Origin of the sequence: Hydrogenophaga sp. A37 (assembly GCF_002001205.1) — a bacterium.
Taxonomy (GTDB): domain Bacteria; phylum Pseudomonadota; class Gammaproteobacteria; order Burkholderiales; family Burkholderiaceae_C; genus Hydrogenophaga.
Genome location: NZ_MUNZ01000059.1, coordinates 1 through 20,206, shown reverse-complemented (window position 1 = coordinate 20,206; position 20,206 = coordinate 1). Strand labels below are relative to the sequence as shown.

Annotated in this window: 19 protein-coding genes and 1 tRNA gene; 10 read left to right on the top strand and 10 right to left on the bottom strand. The window is 60.1% G+C overall.

The window, feature by feature from the left end; all coding sequences use genetic code 11:
• Nucleotides 1-112 precede the first annotated feature (112 nt).
• Nucleotides 113-1,117 (top strand): AAA family ATPase, encoded by a 1,005-nt coding sequence (locus tag B0E41_RS02955; protein ID WP_077328703.1) that lies wholly within the window; start codon nucleotides 113-115, stop codon nucleotides 1,115-1,117.
• 8 nt (nucleotides 1,118-1,125) lie between these two features.
• On the opposite strand, the gene B0E41_RS02950 is transcribed toward B0E41_RS02955, so the two are convergent.
• Nucleotides 1,126-1,767 (bottom strand): lytic transglycosylase domain-containing protein, encoded by a 642-nt coding sequence (locus tag B0E41_RS02950; protein ID WP_077328701.1) that lies wholly within the window; start codon nucleotides 1,765-1,767, stop codon nucleotides 1,126-1,128.
• Between the two features lie 23 nt (nucleotides 1,768-1,790).
• The gene (locus B0E41_RS02945) at nucleotides 1,791-3,536 is read right to left on the bottom strand and encodes a proline--tRNA ligase (RefSeq protein ID WP_077328656.1); all 1,746 of its coding nucleotides are present in this window, start codon (nucleotides 3,534-3,536) and stop codon (nucleotides 1,791-1,793) included.
• A gap of 186 nt (nucleotides 3,537-3,722) precedes the next feature.
• On the opposite strand from B0E41_RS02945, the gene B0E41_RS02940 reads away from it, so the two are divergent.
• Nucleotides 3,723-4,370, top strand: coding sequence for an RNA pyrophosphohydrolase (locus tag B0E41_RS02940; RefSeq protein WP_077328654.1), 648 nt, complete (start codon nucleotides 3,723-3,725; stop codon nucleotides 4,368-4,370).
• Between the two features lie 13 nt (nucleotides 4,371-4,383).
• On the opposite strand, the gene proB is transcribed toward B0E41_RS02940, so the two are convergent.
• The 4 genes from proB to rplU all read right to left on the bottom strand — a co-directional run bounded on the left by proB (nucleotide 4,384) and on the right by rplU (nucleotide 7,381).
• The gene (proB, locus tag B0E41_RS02935) at nucleotides 4,384-5,547 is read right to left on the bottom strand and encodes a glutamate 5-kinase (protein ID WP_077328652.1); all 1,164 of its coding nucleotides are present in this window, start codon (nucleotides 5,545-5,547) and stop codon (nucleotides 4,384-4,386) included.
• Nucleotides 5,548-5,592: 45 nt separating this feature from the next.
• Nucleotides 5,593-6,666, bottom strand: coding sequence for an Obg family GTPase CgtA (gene cgtA, locus B0E41_RS02930; RefSeq protein WP_077328650.1), 1,074 nt, complete (start codon nucleotides 6,664-6,666; stop codon nucleotides 5,593-5,595).
• Between the two features lie 132 nt (nucleotides 6,667-6,798).
• On the bottom strand, nucleotides 6,799-7,056 hold the full coding sequence (gene rpmA / locus B0E41_RS02925) for a 50S ribosomal protein L27 (protein ID WP_077328647.1): 258 nt from the start codon (nucleotides 7,054-7,056) through the stop codon (nucleotides 6,799-6,801).
• Between the two features lie 13 nt (nucleotides 7,057-7,069).
• The gene (gene rplU / locus B0E41_RS02920; protein ID WP_077328645.1) at nucleotides 7,070-7,381 is read right to left on the bottom strand and encodes a 50S ribosomal protein L21; all 312 of its coding nucleotides are present in this window, start codon (nucleotides 7,379-7,381) and stop codon (nucleotides 7,070-7,072) included.
• Between the two features lie 271 nt (nucleotides 7,382-7,652).
• Here rplU and B0E41_RS02915 point away from each other — a divergent pair, with 271 nt between their 5' ends.
• The 8 genes from B0E41_RS02915 (at nucleotide 7,653) to B0E41_RS02880 (ending at nucleotide 14,305) form a co-directional block, all read left to right on the top strand.
• Nucleotides 7,653-8,582 (top strand): polyprenyl synthetase family protein, encoded by a 930-nt coding sequence (locus B0E41_RS02915; protein WP_253194576.1) that lies wholly within the window; start codon nucleotides 7,653-7,655, stop codon nucleotides 8,580-8,582.
• Nucleotides 8,583-8,629: 47 nt separating this feature from the next.
• A tRNA-Pro gene (locus tag B0E41_RS02910) sits at nucleotides 8,630-8,706 on the top strand.
• Nucleotides 8,707-8,855: 149 nt separating this feature from the next.
• On the top strand, nucleotides 8,856-10,589 hold the full coding sequence (pilB, locus tag B0E41_RS02905) for a type IV-A pilus assembly ATPase PilB (protein ID WP_077328641.1): 1,734 nt from the start codon (nucleotides 8,856-8,858) through the stop codon (nucleotides 10,587-10,589).
• A 31-nt stretch (nucleotides 10,590-10,620) separates the two neighbouring features.
• Nucleotides 10,621-11,838 carry a type II secretion system F family protein gene (locus B0E41_RS02900; RefSeq protein ID WP_077328639.1) on the top strand — a complete coding sequence of 406 codons (1,218 nt, stop codon included), beginning with the start codon at nucleotides 10,621-10,623 and terminating at the stop codon, nucleotides 11,836-11,838.
• The gene (locus tag B0E41_RS02895) at nucleotides 11,838-12,695 is read left to right on the top strand and encodes an A24 family peptidase (protein WP_143433633.1); all 858 of its coding nucleotides are present in this window, start codon (nucleotides 11,838-11,840) and stop codon (nucleotides 12,693-12,695) included. The genes B0E41_RS02900 and B0E41_RS02895 overlap by 1 nt, the downstream gene beginning before the upstream one ends.
• A 12-nt stretch (nucleotides 12,696-12,707) precedes the next feature.
• Nucleotides 12,708-13,298 carry a dephospho-CoA kinase gene (coaE, locus tag B0E41_RS02890; RefSeq protein WP_077328637.1) on the top strand — a complete coding sequence of 197 codons (591 nt, stop codon included), beginning with the start codon at nucleotides 12,708-12,710 and terminating at the stop codon, nucleotides 13,296-13,298.
• Nucleotides 13,299-13,343: 45 nt separating this feature from the next.
• A complete protein-coding gene (gene zapD / locus B0E41_RS02885; RefSeq protein ID WP_077328634.1) occupies nucleotides 13,344-14,099 on the top strand; it encodes a cell division protein ZapD in 756 nt (251 codons plus the stop codon).
• 8 nt (nucleotides 14,100-14,107) lie between these two features.
• Complete coding sequence (locus tag B0E41_RS02880; protein WP_077328632.1) at nucleotides 14,108-14,305, top strand: DNA gyrase inhibitor YacG; 198 nt, start codon at nucleotides 14,108-14,110, stop codon at nucleotides 14,303-14,305.
• A gap of 5 nt (nucleotides 14,306-14,310) precedes the next feature.
• On the opposite strand, the gene B0E41_RS02875 is transcribed toward B0E41_RS02880, so the two are convergent.
• The 4 genes from B0E41_RS02875 to secA all read right to left on the bottom strand — a co-directional run bounded on the left by B0E41_RS02875 (nucleotide 14,311) and on the right by secA (nucleotide 19,865).
• Nucleotides 14,311-14,802, bottom strand: a complete 492-nt coding sequence (locus B0E41_RS02875) for an NUDIX domain-containing protein (RefSeq protein WP_363350135.1) — start codon at nucleotides 14,800-14,802, stop codon at nucleotides 14,311-14,313.
• Nucleotides 14,774-15,652 carry an ATP-binding protein gene (locus B0E41_RS02870; RefSeq protein ID WP_077328697.1) on the bottom strand — a complete coding sequence of 293 codons (879 nt, stop codon included), beginning with the start codon at nucleotides 15,650-15,652 and terminating at the stop codon, nucleotides 14,774-14,776. Before B0E41_RS02870 ends, B0E41_RS02875 begins: the two co-directional genes overlap by 29 nt.
• Nucleotides 15,653-15,689: 37 nt before the next feature.
• Nucleotides 15,690-16,937, bottom strand: coding sequence for a bifunctional glutamate N-acetyltransferase/amino-acid acetyltransferase ArgJ (argJ, locus tag B0E41_RS02865; RefSeq protein ID WP_077328630.1), 1,248 nt, complete (start codon nucleotides 16,935-16,937; stop codon nucleotides 15,690-15,692).
• 183 nt (nucleotides 16,938-17,120) lie between these two features.
• Complete coding sequence (gene secA / locus B0E41_RS02860) at nucleotides 17,121-19,865, bottom strand: preprotein translocase subunit SecA (protein ID WP_077328628.1); 2,745 nt, start codon at nucleotides 19,863-19,865, stop codon at nucleotides 17,121-17,123.
• Nucleotides 19,866-20,206: the final 341 nt, after the last annotated feature.

Below are 20,206 nucleotides of genomic sequence, written 5' to 3'. Positions count from 1 at the left end.
GCCCGGGCCGATTCAAAAGAATGCGCGGTCTTTCAAGGGTTCATTCCGCATTGAGGCCAGGCATGTCTTGTGCTTGAATGAAAGCGTTGCCGAACCCTTCAAGGAGAACCGCATGAGCTCACGCAGCCTGGTCGCTTCACCCTCCCTCGGACTGCCCATCGCCCAGATGCGCAGCGTGTTCAGTGCCAGCGAGGTCGAGCGCAAGCTCGCCCACCTGCAGGCCAGCGGCAACGAACGCGAATACGAAGGCCTGCGCAACACATGGCAGCGCATGCTGGAACGCGGTTCGCAACGCTTCGCCGTCAAGCCCTCAGGTGTGCCCGACATGGCACCGCTCTACGACCTGCTGCCCAATTTTGGTGAGGTGCTGGACGACGTGAAGCGCCACGTTGCCCTGAGCCAGGACAGCCACGATGGCCTGGAGGTCACGCCCATCCTGCTGCTCGGCCCGCCCGGCGTGGGCAAAACCCACTTCGCCAAACAGATCGCCGACCTGCTGGGTACCAGCATGAGCTTGGTACCCATGAGTTCCATGACGGCCGGCTGGTTGCTCTCGGGCTCCTCATCCCAGTGGAAAGGCGCCAAGCCTGGCAAGGTGTTCGAGGCGCTGGTCGATGGCCAGTACGCCAACCCCGTGATCGTGGTGGACGAAATTGACAAGGCCAGCGCCGACGCGCAGTACGACCCGCTGGGCGCGCTGTACAGTCTGCTGGAGCACGACACGGCACAGAACTTCGTGGACGAGTTCGCCGAGGTGCCCATCGATGCGAGTCAGGTGATCTGGATTACCACCGCCAACGACGAACGCACCATTCCCGCGCCGATCCGCAATCGCATGAACGTGTTCGAAATCGCGACGCCCTCGCCCGAAGCGGCTCGCAAGATCGCGGCCCACCTGTACCGCGGCATCCTCGGTGAACACGACTGGGGACAACGATTCGATCCCGAACCCTCCAGCGACGTGCTGGACCAGCTCGCCATCATGGCCCCGCGCGAGATGCGCCGCGCGCTGGTCACCGCATTCGGCAATGCGCGACTGGACAACCGCTACTGCGTGGAGGCCGATGACCTTCCGAAGACGGGCTCAGGCAAGGCGCGGATCGGATTCCTGCAATGAGCTGAGACTCAAGCGTCTTGGTGAACCCAGTTCTTCGCCGCTGCATACACGGCGTTCGGATACTGCGGTTGCCCCCGGCTGCCGTTGTAGCGACCCAGCGCCAGATGGGTGTTGCCCCGCTCGCGGTCCAGATAGTGGCGCAGGATCACGCAGCCGAAGCGGATGTTGGTCTGCATGTGGAACAACCGCGTCGGGTCGCCGTCGCCGATCACGCGCGACCAAAACGGCATGATCTGCATGTAGCCGCGAGCGCCCACGCGTGAAATGGCGAACTTGCGGAACGCGCTCTCAACCTGGATCAAACCCATCACCATGGTGGTGTCCAGGCCGGCGCGGCGCGACTCGTACCAGACGGTCTGCAGGAACTCGATGCGGGTCTGGAAATCGGGCTTCTTTTTCTTCAGGCGCTCACTCATGGTGCCCAGCCAGCGCAGATAGGCGAGGCGCTGATTGATGTCGAAGAACTCGGGCACCGGCGGCGCGCTGTTGGCAATGGCCGAGCTGAGTGCCGAGCGAACCGAATCGGCCAGCGGCTCTTCTGCCTGGCGGCCGGCCTGGGCCGGGCCAGCGGTCAGCCAGCCGGCCGCACCGAGGGCCGCGCCGCGCAGCAGCCAGAGACGGCGGCTGGTCCCGGACGCTTCGGCATCCATCACCACATCAAAGGGCTGCAAGCTCACACGCCCAGACGGTCTCGCATGAAGGCCATCGCCTCGGCCACCGGCACCTTCGTTGCTGCCGCATCGCGGCGGTGCTGGTACTCGAGCATGCCCTCTTTGAGACCGCGATCACCAATGGTCACGCGGTGCGGCACGCCGATCAGTTCCCAGTCGGCAAACATGGCGCCCGGGCGCTCGCCGCGGTCGTCAATGATCACGTCGATGCCCGCAGCCAGAAGACCTTGGTAGAGATCGTCAGCGGCGGCCTTCACCGCCTCGCTGCGATCAGCACCCACGGGGCACACCACCACGGTGAAAGGCGCGATGGCGTCGGGCCAGATGATGCCGCGCTCATCGTGGTTCTGCTCGATGGCCGCCGCCGGCAGGCGCGTGATGCCAATGCCGTAACAGCCCATCTCGAAGTGCCGGGGCTTGCCGTCGTCGGCAAGAAAGGTGGCGTTCATGGCCTTGCTGTACTTGGTGCCCAGGTAGAACACATGGCCCACCTCGATGCCGCGCTCGATGGCGAGCACGCCTTGGCCGTCGGGCGAGGCGTCGCCTTCGACCACGTTGCGGATATCAGCCACGAATTCGGGCTCGGGCAGGTCACGCCCCCAGTTGACACCCGTCATGTGGAAGTCCGGCTCATTGGCGCCACAGATCCAGTCGGCCAGCACGGCCGCCTCCCGGTCCACCACCACCTTCACCGGCAGCTTCAGACCAATGGGGCCGAGGTACCCGGGCTTGCAGCCGAAGTGAGCATCGATTTCAGACAGGGTGGCAAAGCGGAAGCCGGCGCTCAGGCCCGGCAGCTTGTTGACCTTGACCTCGTTCATGCCGTGGTCACCGCGCAGCAGCAGCAGCCAGACCTGGCTCCGCGCGATTTCGCCTGCCTCGTTGAGCTCGTCGGTGGCCAGCACCAGCGACTTCACCGTGGTGGCCAGCGGCACACCCAGGAACTCCGCCACATCGGCGCAGGTGCTCTTGCCCGGTGTCGGCGTCTTGGCCATGGCGTTCGACGCCACAGCGCGCGGGCCGGTGGGCGCCAGCGCCTCGGCTTTTTCCATGTTGGCCGCGTAGTCGCTGGCCGGGCAGTAGACGATGGCGTCTTCACCCGTGGCCGCGATCACCTGGAACTCTTCGCTCAAGTCACCTCCGATGGCGCCACTGTCGGCCGCCACCGCACGGTAGCGCAAACCAAATCGGTCGAAGATGCGGCGGTAGGTGGCAGCCATCACCTGGTAGCTCGTCTTGGCGGCCGCTTCGTCGCGATCGAAGCTGTAGGCGTCCTTCATGATGAATTCCCGCCCGCGCATCAGGCCAAAACGCGGACGGCGCTCGTCGCGAAACTTGGTCTGGATCTGGTAGAAATTTTTCGGCAGCTGTTTGTGGCTGCGCAACTCCTGGCGAGCGATATCGGTGACCACTTCCTCGCTCGTGGGCTGCACGATGAAGTCGCGACCATGGCGGTCCTTGATGCGAAGCAACTCAGGGCCCATCTTGTCGAAACGCCCCGTCTCTTGCCAGTACTCCGCGGGCTGAACCACCGGCATGGCCAGCTCCACCGCACCGGCCCGGTTCATTTCCTCGCGGACAATCTTCTCCACCTTCTGGATCACCCGCAATCCCATCGGCATGTAGTTGTAGATGCCGGCGCCCAGCTTCTTGATCAGGCCTGCGCGGGTCATGAGCTGATGGCTGACCACTTCTGCATCGGCCGGCGCTTCTTTGAGGGTGGAGATAAAAAACTGCGAGGCTTTCATGGGCGAGGGCCGCCACAGGCGGCTGCGTGGGTCTGGACAATGGGAGGCACAAGGCCTGGAAGACGTCTTCGATGTCATCAAGACATCGGGATAAACCCGTCATTGCATCGCAACGGGAGAGCATCGCTTCGCAAGCCGCGAGGGGCGATGCATAATCCAGACAGTTCAAAAAATTTGGGGTTGATTATGCTTGACAGAGAAGGCTTCAGGCCCAATGTCGGCATCATTCTGCTCAACCAGAGAAACCAGGTGTTTTGGGGCAAGAGGATCCGATCCCACTCCTGGCAGTTTCCGCAAGGTGGCATAGACCGGGGCGAAACCCCCGAGCAGGCCATGTTCCGCGAGCTGCACGAAGAAGTGGGCCTCATGCCCGAACACGTGAACATCGTTGCCCGCACGCGGGACTGGTTGCGCTATGAAGTGCCGGACCGCTTCATCCGCCGCGATGCACGCGGGCATTACAAAGGTCAGAAACAGATCTGGTATTTGCTGCGACTGGTCGCACAAGACTGGAACTTGAACCTGCGCGCCACCAGCCATCCCGAGTTCGACGCCTGGCGCTGGCACGACTACTGGGTGCCACTGGACGTGGTCGTGGAATTCAAGCGGGGCGTGTACGAAATGGCGCTGACCGAGCTCGCGCGGTATTTGCCCAAGAACGAGCACCGGAACCGCTATTTGCGCGGTGCGGGCCGCCCGCGCTCACCAGAAGATGCCAACGACCTGATGCCCTTCATGGCCCAGAGTCCGCCCGGCATGGAGTTGCCACCCGGCGCCATGTTTGATCCAGATCCCCAGTTTGACTTGCGGAGCAACGGCCCCAAACCCTCCTGAAAAGGGTAGGCTCTCAAGACCGCGACAGCACCAGGTTGTCGCGGTGGATCATTTCCGGTTCGGCCGCATAACCCAGCAGGCGTTCGAAGTCACCTGAAGATCTGCGGCAAATCAGACGCGCCTCGGAGCTGGCGTAGTTGGCCAGCCCACGGGCGATTTCAGCACCCCGCGCGTCCCGCACCGCAATCACGTCGCCGCGTGAGAAATCGCCGGTGACTTCGGTCATACCGATCGGCAGCAGACTTTTGCCCTCCCCGGTGATCTTGTCCACCGCGCCATCATCCACCACCACCGCGCCGCGCATCTGAAGGTGGTCGGCCATCCACTGCTTGCGCGCCTGGTTCTTTCCGGTCTGCGCCACGAGACAGGTACCGATGGCCTCGCCCTCGCACAAGCGCTGCAACACGCGCGGCTCACGCCCCCAAGCGATGACGGTCGACGCGCCCGATCCGGCAGCGCGCTTGGCAGCCAGGATTTTGGTGATCATGCCGCCCTTGCCGATCCCGGAGCCAGCACCACCGGCCATGGTTTCGAGCTGTGGGTCGCCCGCACGGGCCAGATGCACGAAAGTGGCAGAAGGATCTCGGCGCGGATCGGCCGTGTACAGACCTTTTTGATCGGTCAGGATCACCAGTGCGTCGGCCTCCACCAAGTTGGCCACCAACGCGCCCAGGGTGTCGTTGTCACCGAACTTGATTTCGTCGTTGACGACGGTGTCGTTCTCATTGATGACGGGCACCACGCCCAGTTGCAACAAGGTCAACAGGGTGGACCGGGCGTTGAGGTAGCGCTCGCGGTCGGCAAGGTCGGCGTGGGTCAGCAGCACCTGCGCGCTGCCCACGCCACATTCGCGCAGCTTGGTTTCATACATCTGCACCAAGCCCATCTGGCCCACGGCCGCGGCGGCTTGCAGCTCGTTGATTTCTTTCGGTCGTGTGGTCCATCCCAGACGCTTCATACCCTCGGCCACGGCACCGCTGCTGACCATGATCAACTCACGGCCCTGCTTGACCAGCAAGGCCAGTTCTTCACTCCACTGCCCGATGGCCTGCTCGTCCAGCCCCCGACCCTCGTTGGTCACAAGGCTGGAGCCCACTTTGACCACAATGCGGCGCGCGGTCTTCAACACACTGGACACTTCAACCCGTTCGTTCACATTCGCAGCAACATCGGCCATGGGGTGTTTGGCTTTTCAGATGAATCAGACAAAAAAGACCGTGGCTCAGATACCGCGCGGATCATCCACAAAGCGGGGATCCACATCGACGGGCGCCTGGTGCGACTGGAACTCCCGTGCAAGGTACTCGTACACCGCCTGCACCAGCCGCTCGCAACCCTCACGGGTCAGCGCTGAAATCTCGAAAACGGGCCCTTTGTACTTGAGCCGTTTGACGATGTCCTTCACCAGCGCCTCACGCCCTTCTGCAGGAACCATGTCCAGCTTGTTGAGCACCAACCAGCGCGGTTTTTCAACCAGCTTGGCATCGAACTTCTTGAGCTCGGACACGATGGCCTTGGCCTGCACCACAGGATCAACACCTTCATCAAACGGCGCCACATCGAGCATGTGCAACAACACCCGGGTGCGCTGCAGGTGCCGCAAGAACTGATGACCCAGTCCTGCACCCTCGGAGGCGCCCTCGATCAGACCTGGCACATCGGCCACCACAAAGCTCTTTTCAGGCGCCACACGCACCACACCCAGGTTCGGGTAGAGGGTGGTGAACGGGTAGTCGGCGATCTTTGGTCGGGCGTTGGAAATGGCGGCGATCAGCGTGGACTTGCCCGCGTTGGGCATGCCCAGCAACCCCACATCGGCCAGCACCTTGAGTTCAAGTTTGAGCGAGCGTTTTTCACCCGACCAGCCCGGTGTCTTTTGCCTGGGCGCCCGATTGGTCGAACTCTTGTAATGCATGTTGCCAAACCCGCCGTCGCCGCCCTTGGCAATGACGATCTGCTCACCGGGCTGCAACAACTCGAACAGCACTTCATCGGTCTCGGCGTCCGCAATGATGGTGCCCACCGGCATCTTGAGCACGATGTCGTTGCCCTTGACACCAAACATGTCCGAGCCCTTGCCGTGTTCGCCACGCTCCGCCTCGAAACGCCGCGTGTAGCGAAAGTCGACCAAGGTGTTCAGGCTGGCATCGGCCACCGCGAAAACATGCCCACCGCGACCACCATCGCCACCGTCAGGTCCGCCAAATTCCTTGTACTTTTCATGCCGGAACGAGGCGCAGCCGTTGCCGCCATCGCCCGCAGCAACTTCAATCGTGGCCTCGTCAACAAATTTCATGACCTGTGTACCTGTAAAAACCAACACAAAAGGCCCGCATCGGCGGGCCTTTTACCTTCAAGACATCACCTGTGCCGCTTGAACCACCCCAGATTCATTGAATCAGAGGCGTTGCGACGACACAAACCGACCTCAGACCGGCGTGATGCTCACCACGTGACGGTTCAACTCGCCCTTGATGGCGAAGTTGACGTGACCATCGGCCGTGGCGAACAGGGTGTGGTCTTTGCCCACGCCCACGTTCAAACCAGGGTGAAACTTGGTGCCGCGTTGGCGCACGATGATGGAGCCGGCGCTGACCAGCTCACCACCAAACGCCTTCACACCGAGCATCTTGGGCTTGGAATCGCGCCCGTTTCGCGTTGAGCCGCCGCCTTTTTTCTGTGCCATGCTGACCTACTCCTCAGGCTGCGATCGACGAGATCTGCAGTTCGGTGAAATTTTGACGGTGACCTTGGCGCTTTTGGTAGTGCTTGCGACGGCGCATCTTGAAGATGCTGACCTTGTCGTGCCTACCATGAGCCAACACCGTGACCGTGACTGTTGCGCCGGAAACCAAGGGAGTGCCCACCTTGATCTCGCTGCCGTTACCGACAGCCAGAACCTGGTCAAACACGATCTCTTGGCCCACATCCGCAGCAATCTGTTCTACTTTAATTTTTTCGCCGGCAGCAACACGATATTGCTTGCCACCGGTTTTTATGACCGCGTACATATGAACCTCTTGAAAATTTTCCACGAATGGAATCCCGAAAGACGAATTTCTGCCGAGCTCGCGATTCTAGCATGGCCGGCCACTTGATTCAAGTCTGCGGAAATTGTGCATGCGGGCGCGCGGCAGCAAGAGGAATTGGAAGCCAGCCCCGAGGTGCAGCGGTGGTTCCTATAATCCATGCGAACAACCCGACCAACGGCCTTTGCCACCGCGCACTTTGACCTCCACCGAACTATCCACAGCCCACCCTCTGGACCTGATTCAGGAGGAAATGAAACACGTCGATTTGGTCATCGGCGCAAGGCTAAATACCGAGGTCCCTCTGGTGCGCGAGGTGGCGCAGTACATCATTTCAGCCGGCGGAAAGCGCTTGCGCCCTGCGCTTCTTTTGCTCGTTAGCGGCGCCCTCGGCAGCCGTCATGCGCACCGCCACACCTTGGCTGCGGTGATTGAGTTCATTCACACGGCAACGCTCTTGCACGATGATGTGGTCGACGAGTCGACGTTGCGAAGGGGTCGTGCCACTGCCAACGAACGGTTCGGCAATGCGCCAAGTGTCCTGGTGGGAGATTTCCTGTACTCACGCGCATTCCAGATGATGGTGGACGTGAACGACATGCGCATCATGCAAGTGCTCTCCGACGCCACCAACGTGATCGCCGAAGGCGAAGTGCAACAACTCATGAACATGCATGACACATCGCTGAACGAAGCCTCCTACCTCAAAGTCATACGCTCCAAGACCGCGAAGCTGTTCGAGGCCAGCGCAAGGCTTGCGCCCATTTTGGCGAGAGCCAACAGCGAGACAGAAGCTGTCTGTGCGACATACGGACAGGCACTGGGCACAGCGTTTCAAGTCATCGACGATGTGCTGGATTACGAGGGCAGCGCTGATGTTCTGGGCAAAAATTTGGGCGACGACTTGCGAGAAGGTAAGGTCACTTTGCCTATCATTTGTGCTTTGCGAAGTGCAAACACCAGCCAACAGACACTTATTCGAAGCGCGATCGAGGAAGGTGATGCCTCCCATTTGGAAGACATTGTCAGCATCATCCGGGACACCGGAGCACTCGATGCTGCGCGAGCCAGCGCAGCCGCAGAAGCGCAGCGCGCCATGGATGCCGCGAGCCATCTTCCCGTAAATGAATACAGTTCGGCTTTGCTACAATTAGCGGCTGGCTTATTGGAGCGCCGCTCCTGAGGCCATTTGGCATCTTGCGGCCGCGCCGTGCGGCCCTTGTGATCCATCGGGGTGTAGCTTAGCCAGGTAGAGCGCTACGTTCGGGACGTAGAGGCCGGAGGTTCGAATCCTCTCACCCCGACCAGTTGATCGTACTCACGAACGGTCGCTGTTCCTTACCGAGGTCTTTTCGATACCTCGTTACAACGCTGGCCTTGCCAGAATGCGCAATTTCGGCACAGATTGCGTGAATTGTGTCTTCCAAGTCGTTGATTTACGATAGATTACGCAGTTATGGCATCTGTCGATACAGTACTCCAAGATACACCGGCCGTGGCCCTGCCTGGCCTCGGTCGTGCGCTCGTTTCAGCGGGAAAGCTGGGGCAAAAGGCAGCAGAAGATCTCTACAAGAAAGCCCAGAGTGGCCGCACCAGCTTCATTGCAGAACTGACCGGGTCTGGAGCGGTATCGCCTTCGGACCTCGCTCACACGATGTCGACGGCATTTGCCGCACCGCTCCTGGATCTTGACGCAATCGATCTCCCGCGCCTTCCCAAAGGCTTGCTAGACGCCAAGATCTGCAGCGACTATCGCATCGTTGTTCTAAGCAAGCGCAACAACCGCTTGATGGTCGCGACAGCGGACCCAGCAGACCAGCAGGCGGCAGAGAAGATCAAGTTCGCGACCCAGTTGGGCGTTGACTGGGTCATTGCCGAATACGACAAACTCAGCAAGTTGGTAGAGAGTCAGTCGACAACGGCCAATGAAGCGATGGACAACATCGTCGGCGGTGATTTCGAGTTCGACGACATCCCCATTGATGCGCAAGATGCTCCAGACAAGAATGCAGTGTCGGAGGTTGATGACGCGCCGGTCGTCAAGTTTCTCCACAAGATGCTGCTGGATGCGTTCAACATGCGCGCATCCGACCTTCATTTTGAGCCCTACGAACACACCTACCGGGTGCGTTTTCGCGTCGATGGCGAACTAAGGGAAATCGCGTCTCCGCCCATCGCGATCAAGGACAAGCTTGCCTCCCGCATCAAGGTGATTTCCCGCATGGACATCTCCGAGAAACGGGTGCCGCAGGATGGACGCATGAAGCTCAAGGTGGGGCCTGAACGCGTGATCGATTTTCGTGTCAGCACGCTGCCCACGTTGTTTGGCGAGAAGATCGTGATCCGTATCCTGGACCCGAGCAGCGCCAAAGTGGGCATTGATGCCTTGGGCTATGAGCCGGAAGAGAAGGAGCGGTTGCTGAGCGCCATTTCCAGACCCTACGGCATGGTTCTCGTAACGGGCCCTACCGGTTCCGGGAAGACCGTGTCGCTCTATACCTGCCTGAACCTGCTGAACAAACCGGGTATCAACATCTCAACGGCGGAAGATCCATCGGAAATCAACCTGCCTGGGGTTAATCAGGTCAACGTCAACGAAAAAGCAGGCCTGACGTTTGCGGCGGCCCTCAAGGCATTCTTGCGCCAGGATCCCGATGTGATCATGGTGGGTGAAATTCGCGATCTGGAAACCGCCGACATTTCGATCAAGGCCGCGCAGACCGGTCACATGGTGCTGTCGACATTGCACACCAATGACGCTCCCACCACGCTGACGCGGATGATGAACATGGGCATTCCCACGTTCAACATCGCCTCCAGCGTGATCCTCATCACCGCGCAACGATTGGCTCGTCGCCTGTGCCCCAACTGCAAAACGACGCTGGATGTACCCCGAAAGGCTTTGCTGGGCGCGGGGTTCAAAGCCGAGGACCTGGATGGCACGTGGACCCCATACAAGGCTGTTGGCTGTTCTGCTTGCAACAATGGCTACAAAGGCCGGGTCGGTATCTATCAGGTGATGCCCATCACGGAAGAGATTCAAAGAATCATTCTTAAAGGCGGCAGCGCGCTTGATATCGCGCAACAGGCCACACGGGAAGGCGTCCGGTCCTTGCGTGAGTCGGGCCTTCTCAAGGTCAGGCAAGGCATGACTTCGCTGGAAGAAGTGCTCAGCGTCACCAACGAATAAGTCCGTATCCGGCCCAGAACCCGAGGATCACATGGCAACCGCAGCAAGTAAAACCACCAAGGACTTCGTTTTCGAATGGGAAGGCAAGGACCGCAACGGCAAACCGGTTCGCGGTGAGACGCGTGCTGTTGGCGAGAATCAAGTGTCGGCTGCCCTGCGCAGACAAGGCATTGTGGCGACGAAGGTCAAAAAGCGGCGCATGAGCTCGGGCAAGCGCATCAAGCCCAAGGACATCGCCATTTTCACGCGGCAACTGGCCACCATGATGAAGGCGGGCGTCCCGCTTTTGCAAGCCTTCGACATTGTAGGAAGAGGGAATCCCAATCCCAGCGTGTCCAAGCTCCTCAACGACATTCGGTCCGATGTGGAAACAGGTACCTCGTTGAGTGCGGCTTTCAGAAAAAATCCGCTGTACTTCGACAGTCTCTATTGCAACCTTGTGGAAGCTGGGGAAGCAGCCGGTATTCTGGAAGAGCTGCTGGACAGGCTCGCTGTCTACATGGAGAAAACCGAAGCGATCAAGTCAAAGATCAAGTCGGCGCTCATGTACCCAGTGGCGGTGATCATCGTGGCCTTTGTTGTCGTCGCGGTGATCATGATTTTTGTGATCCCCTCCTTCAAGCAGGTGTTCACCTCGTTTGGAGCCGATCTGCCGGGCCCCACATTGTTCGTGATCGCCATGAGTGAGTTTTTCACCGAGTACTGGTGGCTCATTTTTGGAGGTCTGGGAGGTGGCATCTACTTTTTCATGCAGGCTTGGAGGCGCAATGAAAAGGTCCAGATGTTCATGGACCGGGTGATGCTGAGAATGCCGATTTTCGGCACGCTCGTGGAAAAATCTGTCATCGCCAGGTGGACGCGCACGCTGTCTACGATGTTTGCAGCGGGTGTGCCCTTGGTTGAGGCCCTGGACTCTGTCGGTGGGGCCTCCGGGAACTCGGTGTATGCGAAGGCAACCGAAAGAATCCAGCAAGAAGTCTCTACGGGCACCAGTCTCACCAATGCGATGAGCAACGCCAATCTCTTCCCTTCGATGGTTCTGCAGATGTGCGCGATCGGCGAAGAGTCGGGCTCTATCGACCACATGCTCGGAAAAGCGGCCGATTTTTATGAGGCTGAAGTCGATGACATGGTTGCCGGCCTCTCCAGTTTGATGGAGCCCATCATCATCGTGGTTCTGGGCACCATCATCGGCGGCATTGTGGTGTCGATGTACCTGCCCATCTTCAAGTTGGGCCAGGTGGTTTGATCAACGCAGCGAGCCTGCTCGATGCGTCCATTCTTGGCGTGCTTGGGCTGTTGGTTGGGAGCTTCCTGAACGTGGTCGTCCACCGTCTGCCCAAGATGATGGAGATGCGGTGGGCGGCTGAGTGCGCCGAACTCCAGGGAACCGCGTCGCTGGATGAGCCCGCGAAGAAGGCTCCACCTTTCAACTTGATGGTGCCTCGATCACGCTGCCCTCATTGCGGCCATCAAATCCGCTGGTTTGAAAACATTCCGGTGGCCAGCTACATGGTTTTGAGGGGCAAGTGCTCCAACTGCCGCGCACTGATCAGCCCACGCTACCCGCTGATTGAACTTGTCAATGGCGCCTTGTTTGCCTGGTGCGGCTGGACCTGGGGACTGGACGGGACTGCGCTCGCATGGTGTGGTTTTGCTGCCGCCATCCTTGCTTTGGCGTGGATTGACTGGGACACGACGCTGCTACCCGACGACATCACACTGCCCTTGTTATGGGCCGGCTTGTGTGCCGCTGCCCTGCGCGTCACCGAGACACCACTTCCCGATGCCTTGTGGGGCGCGGTGGGGGGATACCTGTCGCTGTGGCTGGTGTACTGGGCCTTCAAGCTCGCCACGGGCAAAGAAGGTATGGGCTATGGCGACTTCAAACTGTTTGCGGCGCTGGGCGCCTGGTTTGGATGGCAAGCGCTGATTCCCATCATCCTCATGGCATCGCTGATCGGTGCTGCCATCGGTATTGGCATGAAGGTGTTTGCTCAGCTCAGAGAAGGTGGGTACCTGCCCTTTGGTCCTTTTCTCGCATTGGCGGGCCTGACGTCCCTCTTGTTTGGTCCCCAATCGATCCTGGCGGTGATCGGTCTTTGACGGAGCAATCCAGTGCTGCGCTTGGGACTTACCGGGGGGATTGGCAGCGGTAAAAGCACCGTGGCACGTGAACTGCAGAGCATGGGAGCTGCGCTGATCGACGCGGATGACATCTCCCGCCGCTGCACGATGGTCAAGGGCTTGGCCATGCCTGCCATCACACACCAATTCGGCGCCCACTTCGTGACACCTGAGGGCGCCATGGACCGCAACCGCATGCGGGAGCATGTCTTTGCGCATCCCGAAGCCCGCCAGACGCTGGAGGCCATCATTCATCCGCTGGTTCAGCAGGAAATCCGACGTCAGTCGGAATTGGTCTGCTCACCGTGCCTGGTTTTCGACATACCGTTGCTGGTGGAGTCGCCCCACTGGCGGCGTCAGCTGGACCGCATCCTGGTCGTTGATTGCGCTGAAGACACACAGATCCGCCGTGTGCAGGCGCGCAATGGCTGGGACAGAGCCACCGTTGAAGCCATCATTCGCCAACAGAGCCCCCGAGAACATCGGCTGGCAGCAGCTGATTGGGTGCTTTGGAACGACCACACTGACTTGCAGGTCCTTCGTCATGAGGTGCAGCTAATGGCCTCCCGGTTGGGGCTATGATGCCTCTCCAATGAACGACGCTCTTCTCCGCGAACCGCCGCCGCCGTGATCCTGTACGAATACCCCTTCAACGAACGCGTTCGGACCTACCTCCGGCTGGAGCAATTGTTTGCACGGCTCTCCGAACTGATGTCTCGAGCCACCCCACTCGATCATCACTTCGCCATTCAAACCATCTTTGAAGTCATGGATGTGGCTGCGCGCGCGGATATGAAGTCCGACGTACTGAAGGATATCGACCGACACCGTCTTCAACTCAACAGCTATCGGGGCAACCCGGCAATTTCGGAACGTGTGCTGGACGAGGTCATCGGCCAACTGGATGCCTGCTTCACCCAACTCAGCGGGCTGGCCGGTAAGACGGGGCAGTCGCTCACCGAAAACGACTGGCTGATGTCCATACGCAGTCGCATTGGCATCCCCGGTGGCACCTGTGAGTTCGATCTGCCCGCGTATTTCCATTGGCAACATCGCCCCGCACAGCAGCGCCAAGCGGACCTTCAGCGCTGGGTTCAGGTTCTGGTGCCCTTGGCCGAGGCCATTTCCCTGTTGATGAAGATGATGCGGGACTCGGGTTCTCCCCACAAGGTGATGGCACCTGCCGGGCAGTTTCAACAGAACCTGCCGCAAGGCCGGACCTACCAGTTGCTGCGCCTGGCCATTGACCCCTTGATGGGCTTGATACCTGAAATCAGTGGCAACCGGTTGATGCTGTCGGTGCGACTGCTGCGGCAGGGAGACGACGAGCGTCTTCACCCGGCGCAGGATGATGCAGCATTCGAACTGACGCTTTGCATCTGAGGTTTCGGATGAGTTCGCCGGACGTTCCTTTGAAACAGGTTCGCTGCCCTGCCTGTGGCGGTCAGAGCATTTACGCCCCATCCAACCCCTACCGGCCGTTTTGTGGTGAGCGCTGCAAAAACCTGGATCTGGGTGCATGGGCCAGCGAACGGTTTTCGCTGCCAGAACAAGAGGCCAGTAGCGATCCGGGCTTTGAGAGCAGCTGATCTCGTCAACCCTTCATTTCGTCGCTGAGCCACCCCAGCACAGGCACCGTACCGGGCAATACCGGTTCGCAACTCACGGGAAGCCGCTCCCAGCCAAAGCGCTGGCCTTCGTGCATCTGCAATGCACCCTCCCAACTGAACACTTTGCAGAAGTGCAAGCGCACCAGCGCATGCGGGTAGTCCACCATGGAGGTCTTCCAAAGGTGGGCCGGTCCGATCATGACGCCAATTTCCTCTTGCAGTTCGCGCCGGAGCGCTTGCTCAATCGTTTCGCCCGCTTCCAGCTTGCCCCCCGGAAATTCCCAGTAACCAGCATAAGCTTTGCCTTCCGGGCGTGAAGTGAGCAGGAAGCGCCCGTCGGTGTCGATAAGCACCCCCACCGCCACCTCCGTCACGGGGCGGTGATCGACACCAAGGACGCCGCCGCCCCCATCCACCACCAGCAAGGGTTCACCCCCGCGCAGACGCTCAGGTACCTGCGCCATGAGATCCAGCATAGTCACGCGCGAACTGGTAGGCCACACGACCGCTGCGCGAGCCACGCTCCAAGGCCCAGACCAATGCCTGTGGACGAGCCGCTTCAATGGCAACAGCAGGAACGTCGAAAGACGAGAGCCATTGCTTCACGATGGTCAGGTATTCGTCCTGACTGAATGGATAAAAGCTGACCCACAGTCCGAACCGTTCGGACAGCGAAATCTTTTCTTCCACCACTTCGCCCGGGTGCACTTCACCGTCGGGCGTGTGTGTGTAGCTGAGGTTTTCCTTCATGTACTCAGGCAATAAATGGCGGCGGTTGCTGGTTGCATAGATCAGCACGTTGTGACCAACAGCAGACACCGAGCCATCCAGAACGGATTTCAGCGCCTTGTAGCCCGCCTCTCCGTCCTCAAAACTGAGGTCATCACAAAACACGATGAAGCGCTCGGGTCGGTTGGCCACCACATCGACAATGTCGGGCAAATCCACCAGATCAGCTTTATCGACCTCGATCAGACGGACCCCTTGAGACGCGTACTCCTGCAAACAGGCTTTGACCAGCGACGACTTCCCGGTGCCCCTGGCACCGGTGAGTAACACGTTATTGGCCGGCAGGCCCCTGACGAACTGCAGCGTATTGCGCTGGATCTTTTCTTTCTGGCCGTCGATTTCTTGCAGATCAGACAGCTGCATCTGAGCCACTTGCCGAACCGGCTCCAACGCGCCATGCCCGCTGCTGCGCTTGCGGTAGCGATAAGCGACTGACGCCGACCAGTCAGGCGCACCCAGCGGCTGGGGCAGCACCGACTCGATGCGGTCAATCAGCTGTTCAACCCGCTGAATGAGCCGTTCAAAATGTTCGTTCATCTGCAGCGTCCAGAGAAACAAGCCCGCAAGCCTGGGCTCAAGACCGGTAGTCGGCGTTGATCGTCACGTAGTCGTGGCTGAAATCGCAGGTCCAGACCGTCTCGGTAACGTCGCCACGTCCGAGCCCGATGCGCACCAGAATCTCAGCCGCTTTCATCACGCGCTGACCTTGTTCTTCGCGATAGTCGGGGTGGCGACCGCCTTGTCGGACCACGTGCACATCACCCAGATGCAGCTCGATCTTCGTCGCGTCCAGATCGGTGATGCCCGCATACCCCACAGCCGCCAGGATGCGGCCAAGGTTCGGGTCACTCGCAAAGAAAGCCGTCTTCACGAGCGGAGAGTGGGCCACGGCATAGGCGGCCTTGAGGCACTCCTCGCTGTTCTGCCCCCCTTCGACACGCACCGTGATGAACTTGGTGGCCCCTTCGCCATCGCGCACGATGGCGTGTGCGAGGAACTGAGCCACTTCCGTCAGTGCCAGCAGCAGCGCCTGGCCATCGGGGCCGTCCAGATCAGTCACCGGGGCATTGCCGGCTTTGCCCGTGGCAACAACGACAAAGGAATCGTTGGTGGACGTGTCCCCATCCACGGTCACGCGGTTGAAGGACACATCGGCCAGGCGCTTGGCCAGCGTGTTCATGATCGCCGGCGAGACGGCTGCATCGGTGGCCACGTAGCCCAGCATGGTTGCCATGTTGGGCCGAATCATGCCCGCGCCCTTGGCGATGCCGCTCATGGACACGGTTTTGCCGCCCACGCTCACACGGCGGCTGATGGCCTTGGGCAAGGTGTCGGTGGTCATGATGCCTTCGGCCGCCTTGAGCCATTGAGCACCCGAGGCACCCTGGGCGCTTGCAGCGTCGGCAAGAGCCGCCGGCAAACCTGCAATCAGACGGTCCACCGGCAGGGGTTCCATAATGACACCGGTGGAAAATGGCAGCACCTGTTCGTGTTTGACGCCCAAGGCCAAGGCGAGTGCATGGGCCGTCAGGCGCGCGTGACTGAGGCCTGACTCACCCGTGCCCGCATTGGCGTTCCCTGTGTTGATCACCATGGCACGGATGCCTTGCCCTGCGGACAGGTGTTCGCGGCACACTTGCACCGGTGCGGCCGCGTAGCGGTTCTGGGTGAACACAGCACCCACCACGCTGCCTTCGTCCAACAAAAACACCGTGAGGTCTTTGCGGTTGACTTTGCGGATGCCTGCCTCGGCCACACCAATGCGCACGCCAGCGACAGGCAGAAGGTTCGAGGCTTGGGGTGCGGTGTAATTCACAGCCATGTCAAAGGGTTCCTGTCAGATGAATCGCGTCGAGCGCGGCGAAGTGGTTCCAGAACACCGTTGAACTGGCTTCGCCAGACCACAGGCGGTCGCCAAACGATGCCGGCCGCACAGCGCTCACTGGAGTACCTTTGCCCTGCGGGCTGCGGTGCGAGCAGGCTTGGGAACGGCCCGGCGCTACGCTCATGTCAGCGCGCCGTGGCAATGCTTGTACTTCTTCCCGCTACCGCAGGGACAGGGATCGTTGCGACCCACGCGCTGCACGTCTGCCACAACAGTACTCGGCTCGGTGCTGCTTTCCACCTCACCGGTTTCGGTGGGGGCGGTGTAGGTCACGTTGGCGATCTGTTCGCCCCGGGCTTCCATTTGCTCGGCCGCCTCGGAGATCTGTTCGGCTGACTGAACTCGCACATTCACCAACACCCGCGTGACATCGTTCTTCACGCTGTCCAGCAACTGCCCAAACAACTGGAAAGCTTCACGTTTGTATTCCTGCTTGGGCTGTTTCTGGGCGTAGCCGCGCAGGTGAATGCCCTGGCGCAGATAGTCCAACGCTGACAGGTGATCGCGCCACTGGCTGTCAATGGTCTGCAGCAGCACCATGCGCTCGAACCGAGTGAAGTTCTCGTCGCCCACCTGGGCCACCTTGTCATCGAACACCTGCTTCGACGCGGCCAGCACACGCGCCACCACCTCATCAGCATCCATGGACTCCGCATCCGACACCCATGAAGCCACAGGGACGTCCACCGCCCACTCCTCGCGCAGCACCCGCTCCAGCCCCGGCAGATCCCATTGCTCTTCCACGCTGCCCTCAGGCACGAACTGGTGAACCATATCGGTGAAGCAGCCTTCACGCAGCGAGTCGATCTGCGCACGCAAACTTTGCGCATCGAGAATGTCGTTGCGTTGCTGATAAATGACCTTGCGCTGGTCGTTCGACACATCGTCGTACTCCAGCAGTTGTTTGCGGATGTCGAAGTTGCGCGCTTCCACCTTGCGCTGAGCGCTTTCAATGCTGCGCGTGACGATGCCGGCCTCAATGGCTTCGCCCTCGGGCATCTTCAAGCGGTCCATGATGGCCCGCACCTTGTCGCCAGCAAAGATGCGCATCAGCGAATCGTCAAGGCTCAGGTAAAAGCGAGACGACCCCGGGTCACCCTGGCGACCCGAACGGCCGCGCAGCTGGTTGTCGATGCGGCGACTCTCGTGGCGTTCCGTGGCAATGATGCGAAGACCCCCCAGCGACTTCACCTTGTCGTGGTCCTGCTGCCACTGCTGACGAAGGGCATCGATGCGCGACGCCTTGGTCGAGTCATCCAGTGACTCGTCGGACTCGATGGCCGCGCTCATCTTTTCCAGGTTACCTCCCAGCACGATGTCGGTACCGCGCCCCGCCATGTTGGTGGCGATCGTGATCGCACCAGGACGACCCGCCTGCACGATGATGTCGGCCTCGCGGGCGTGCTGTTTGGCGTTCAGAACTTCGTGAGGCAGCTTCTCGGCCACCAGCAATTCGGCAATGATTTCCGAATTTTCAATCGAAGAGGTCCCCACCAGCACAGGCTGGCCACGCTCGTGACACTCGCGGATGTCCTGGATTGCGGCAACGTACTTCTCTTTGGTCGTCTTGTACACGCGGTCGAGCTGATCGGTGCGCTTGCTGATCCGATTGGGCGGGATCACCACCGTCTCCAGACCGTAGATTTCCTGAAATTCGTAGGCTTCGGTGTCGGCGGTGCCGGTCATACCGGAAAGCTTGCTGTAAAGGCGGAAGTAGTTCTGGAACGTGATCGACGCCATCGTCTGGTTTTCTGGCTGGATAGCAACACCTTCCTTGGCTTCCACCGCCTGGTGCAAGCCATCGCTCCAGCGTCGACCCGACATGAGACGCCCTGTGAACTCGTCAACGATGACGATCTCGCCACCCTGGTTCACATAGTGCTGGTCACGGTGATAAAGATGGTGGGCCTTGAGCGAGGTCACCAGGTGATGCATCAGTGCAATGTTGGCGGGGTCGTACAGCGAGGCGCCTTCGGGCAGCAAGCCGGCCTGGCTGAGCAGGCGCTCGGCGTTCTCGTGACCCTGCTCCGTCATGTGGATGGAATGCGCCTTCTCGTCGACGGTGAAGTCGCCAGGCTTGATGACGCCCTCTCCCGTGCGAGGATCGGCTTCGCCCTCCTGACGGGTCAAATAGGGGATCAGCTGTTTGATGGCGTTGTAGACAGGCGTCTGGTCTTCGGCCTGACCACTGATGATCAGCGGCGTGCGAGCCTCGTCGATCAGGATGGAGTCCACTTCGTCAACAATCGCGTAATTCAGGCTGCGCTGTACGCGGTCTGCCGCCTCGTACACCATGTTGTCACGGAGGTAGTCGAAGCCGTACTCGTTGTTGGTCCCGTAAGTAATGTCCGAGCGGTACGCGGCCTGCTTGTCTTCACGCGGGGCTTGCGGCAGGTTGATACCCACCGTAAGTCCCAGGAAGTTGTAGAGCCGACCCATCCACTGTGCATCGCGACTGGCCAGGTAGTCGTTCACCGTCACGACATGCACGCCTTTGCCGGTCAACGCGTTGAGATAAACGGGCAAAGTGGCGGTCAGGGTCTTGCCCTCACCAGTTCGCATCTCTGCCACCTTGCCGTGGTGCAGCGCCAGTCCCCCCACCAATTGCACGTCAAAGTGACGCATTTTCATCACGCGCTTGCTGGCCTCACGCACCACGGCAAAGGCCTCTGGAAGGATGGACTCCAGAGAAGCCCCTTCAGTGACACGGCGTTTGAAGGTCTCCGTCTGCGCCTTCAATTCCTCATCGGTGAACTTTTCGAACTGGGGTTCCAGGCCATTGATGTGCTCCACCGTTTTGCGGTAGGTCTTGAGCAACCGGTCATTGCGGCTACCAAATATTTTGGTGAGAATGTTTGTGGCCATAGGTGCAGCCCACCCCCAGACAAACATCCGGGCAGGCAAAAAACTCGTTAATCCCCTACCAGCCTGAGCGGCACAGCGGCTACACAGAATGTGCCGGCGAACGCTGCTGATTCAAGAGCAAAATCGCGATTTTACCCGGCGCCCCGGGCGTGCCTTCAGGGCTTGCGCTGGGCGCCTGGAACGAGTTGCGCGGCCACCAGGCTTTCGCCTGCCGCCCTGATGGCCAGTCAAATTCCCCCGTCTATGGCCACCTCAAACTCCCCCACCTGAACTGATCGGGGATAGGGGTTAAACGCCGGCGTCGTCGGCACCTGTTGGCAGGACATTGATCCAGTCTTCCC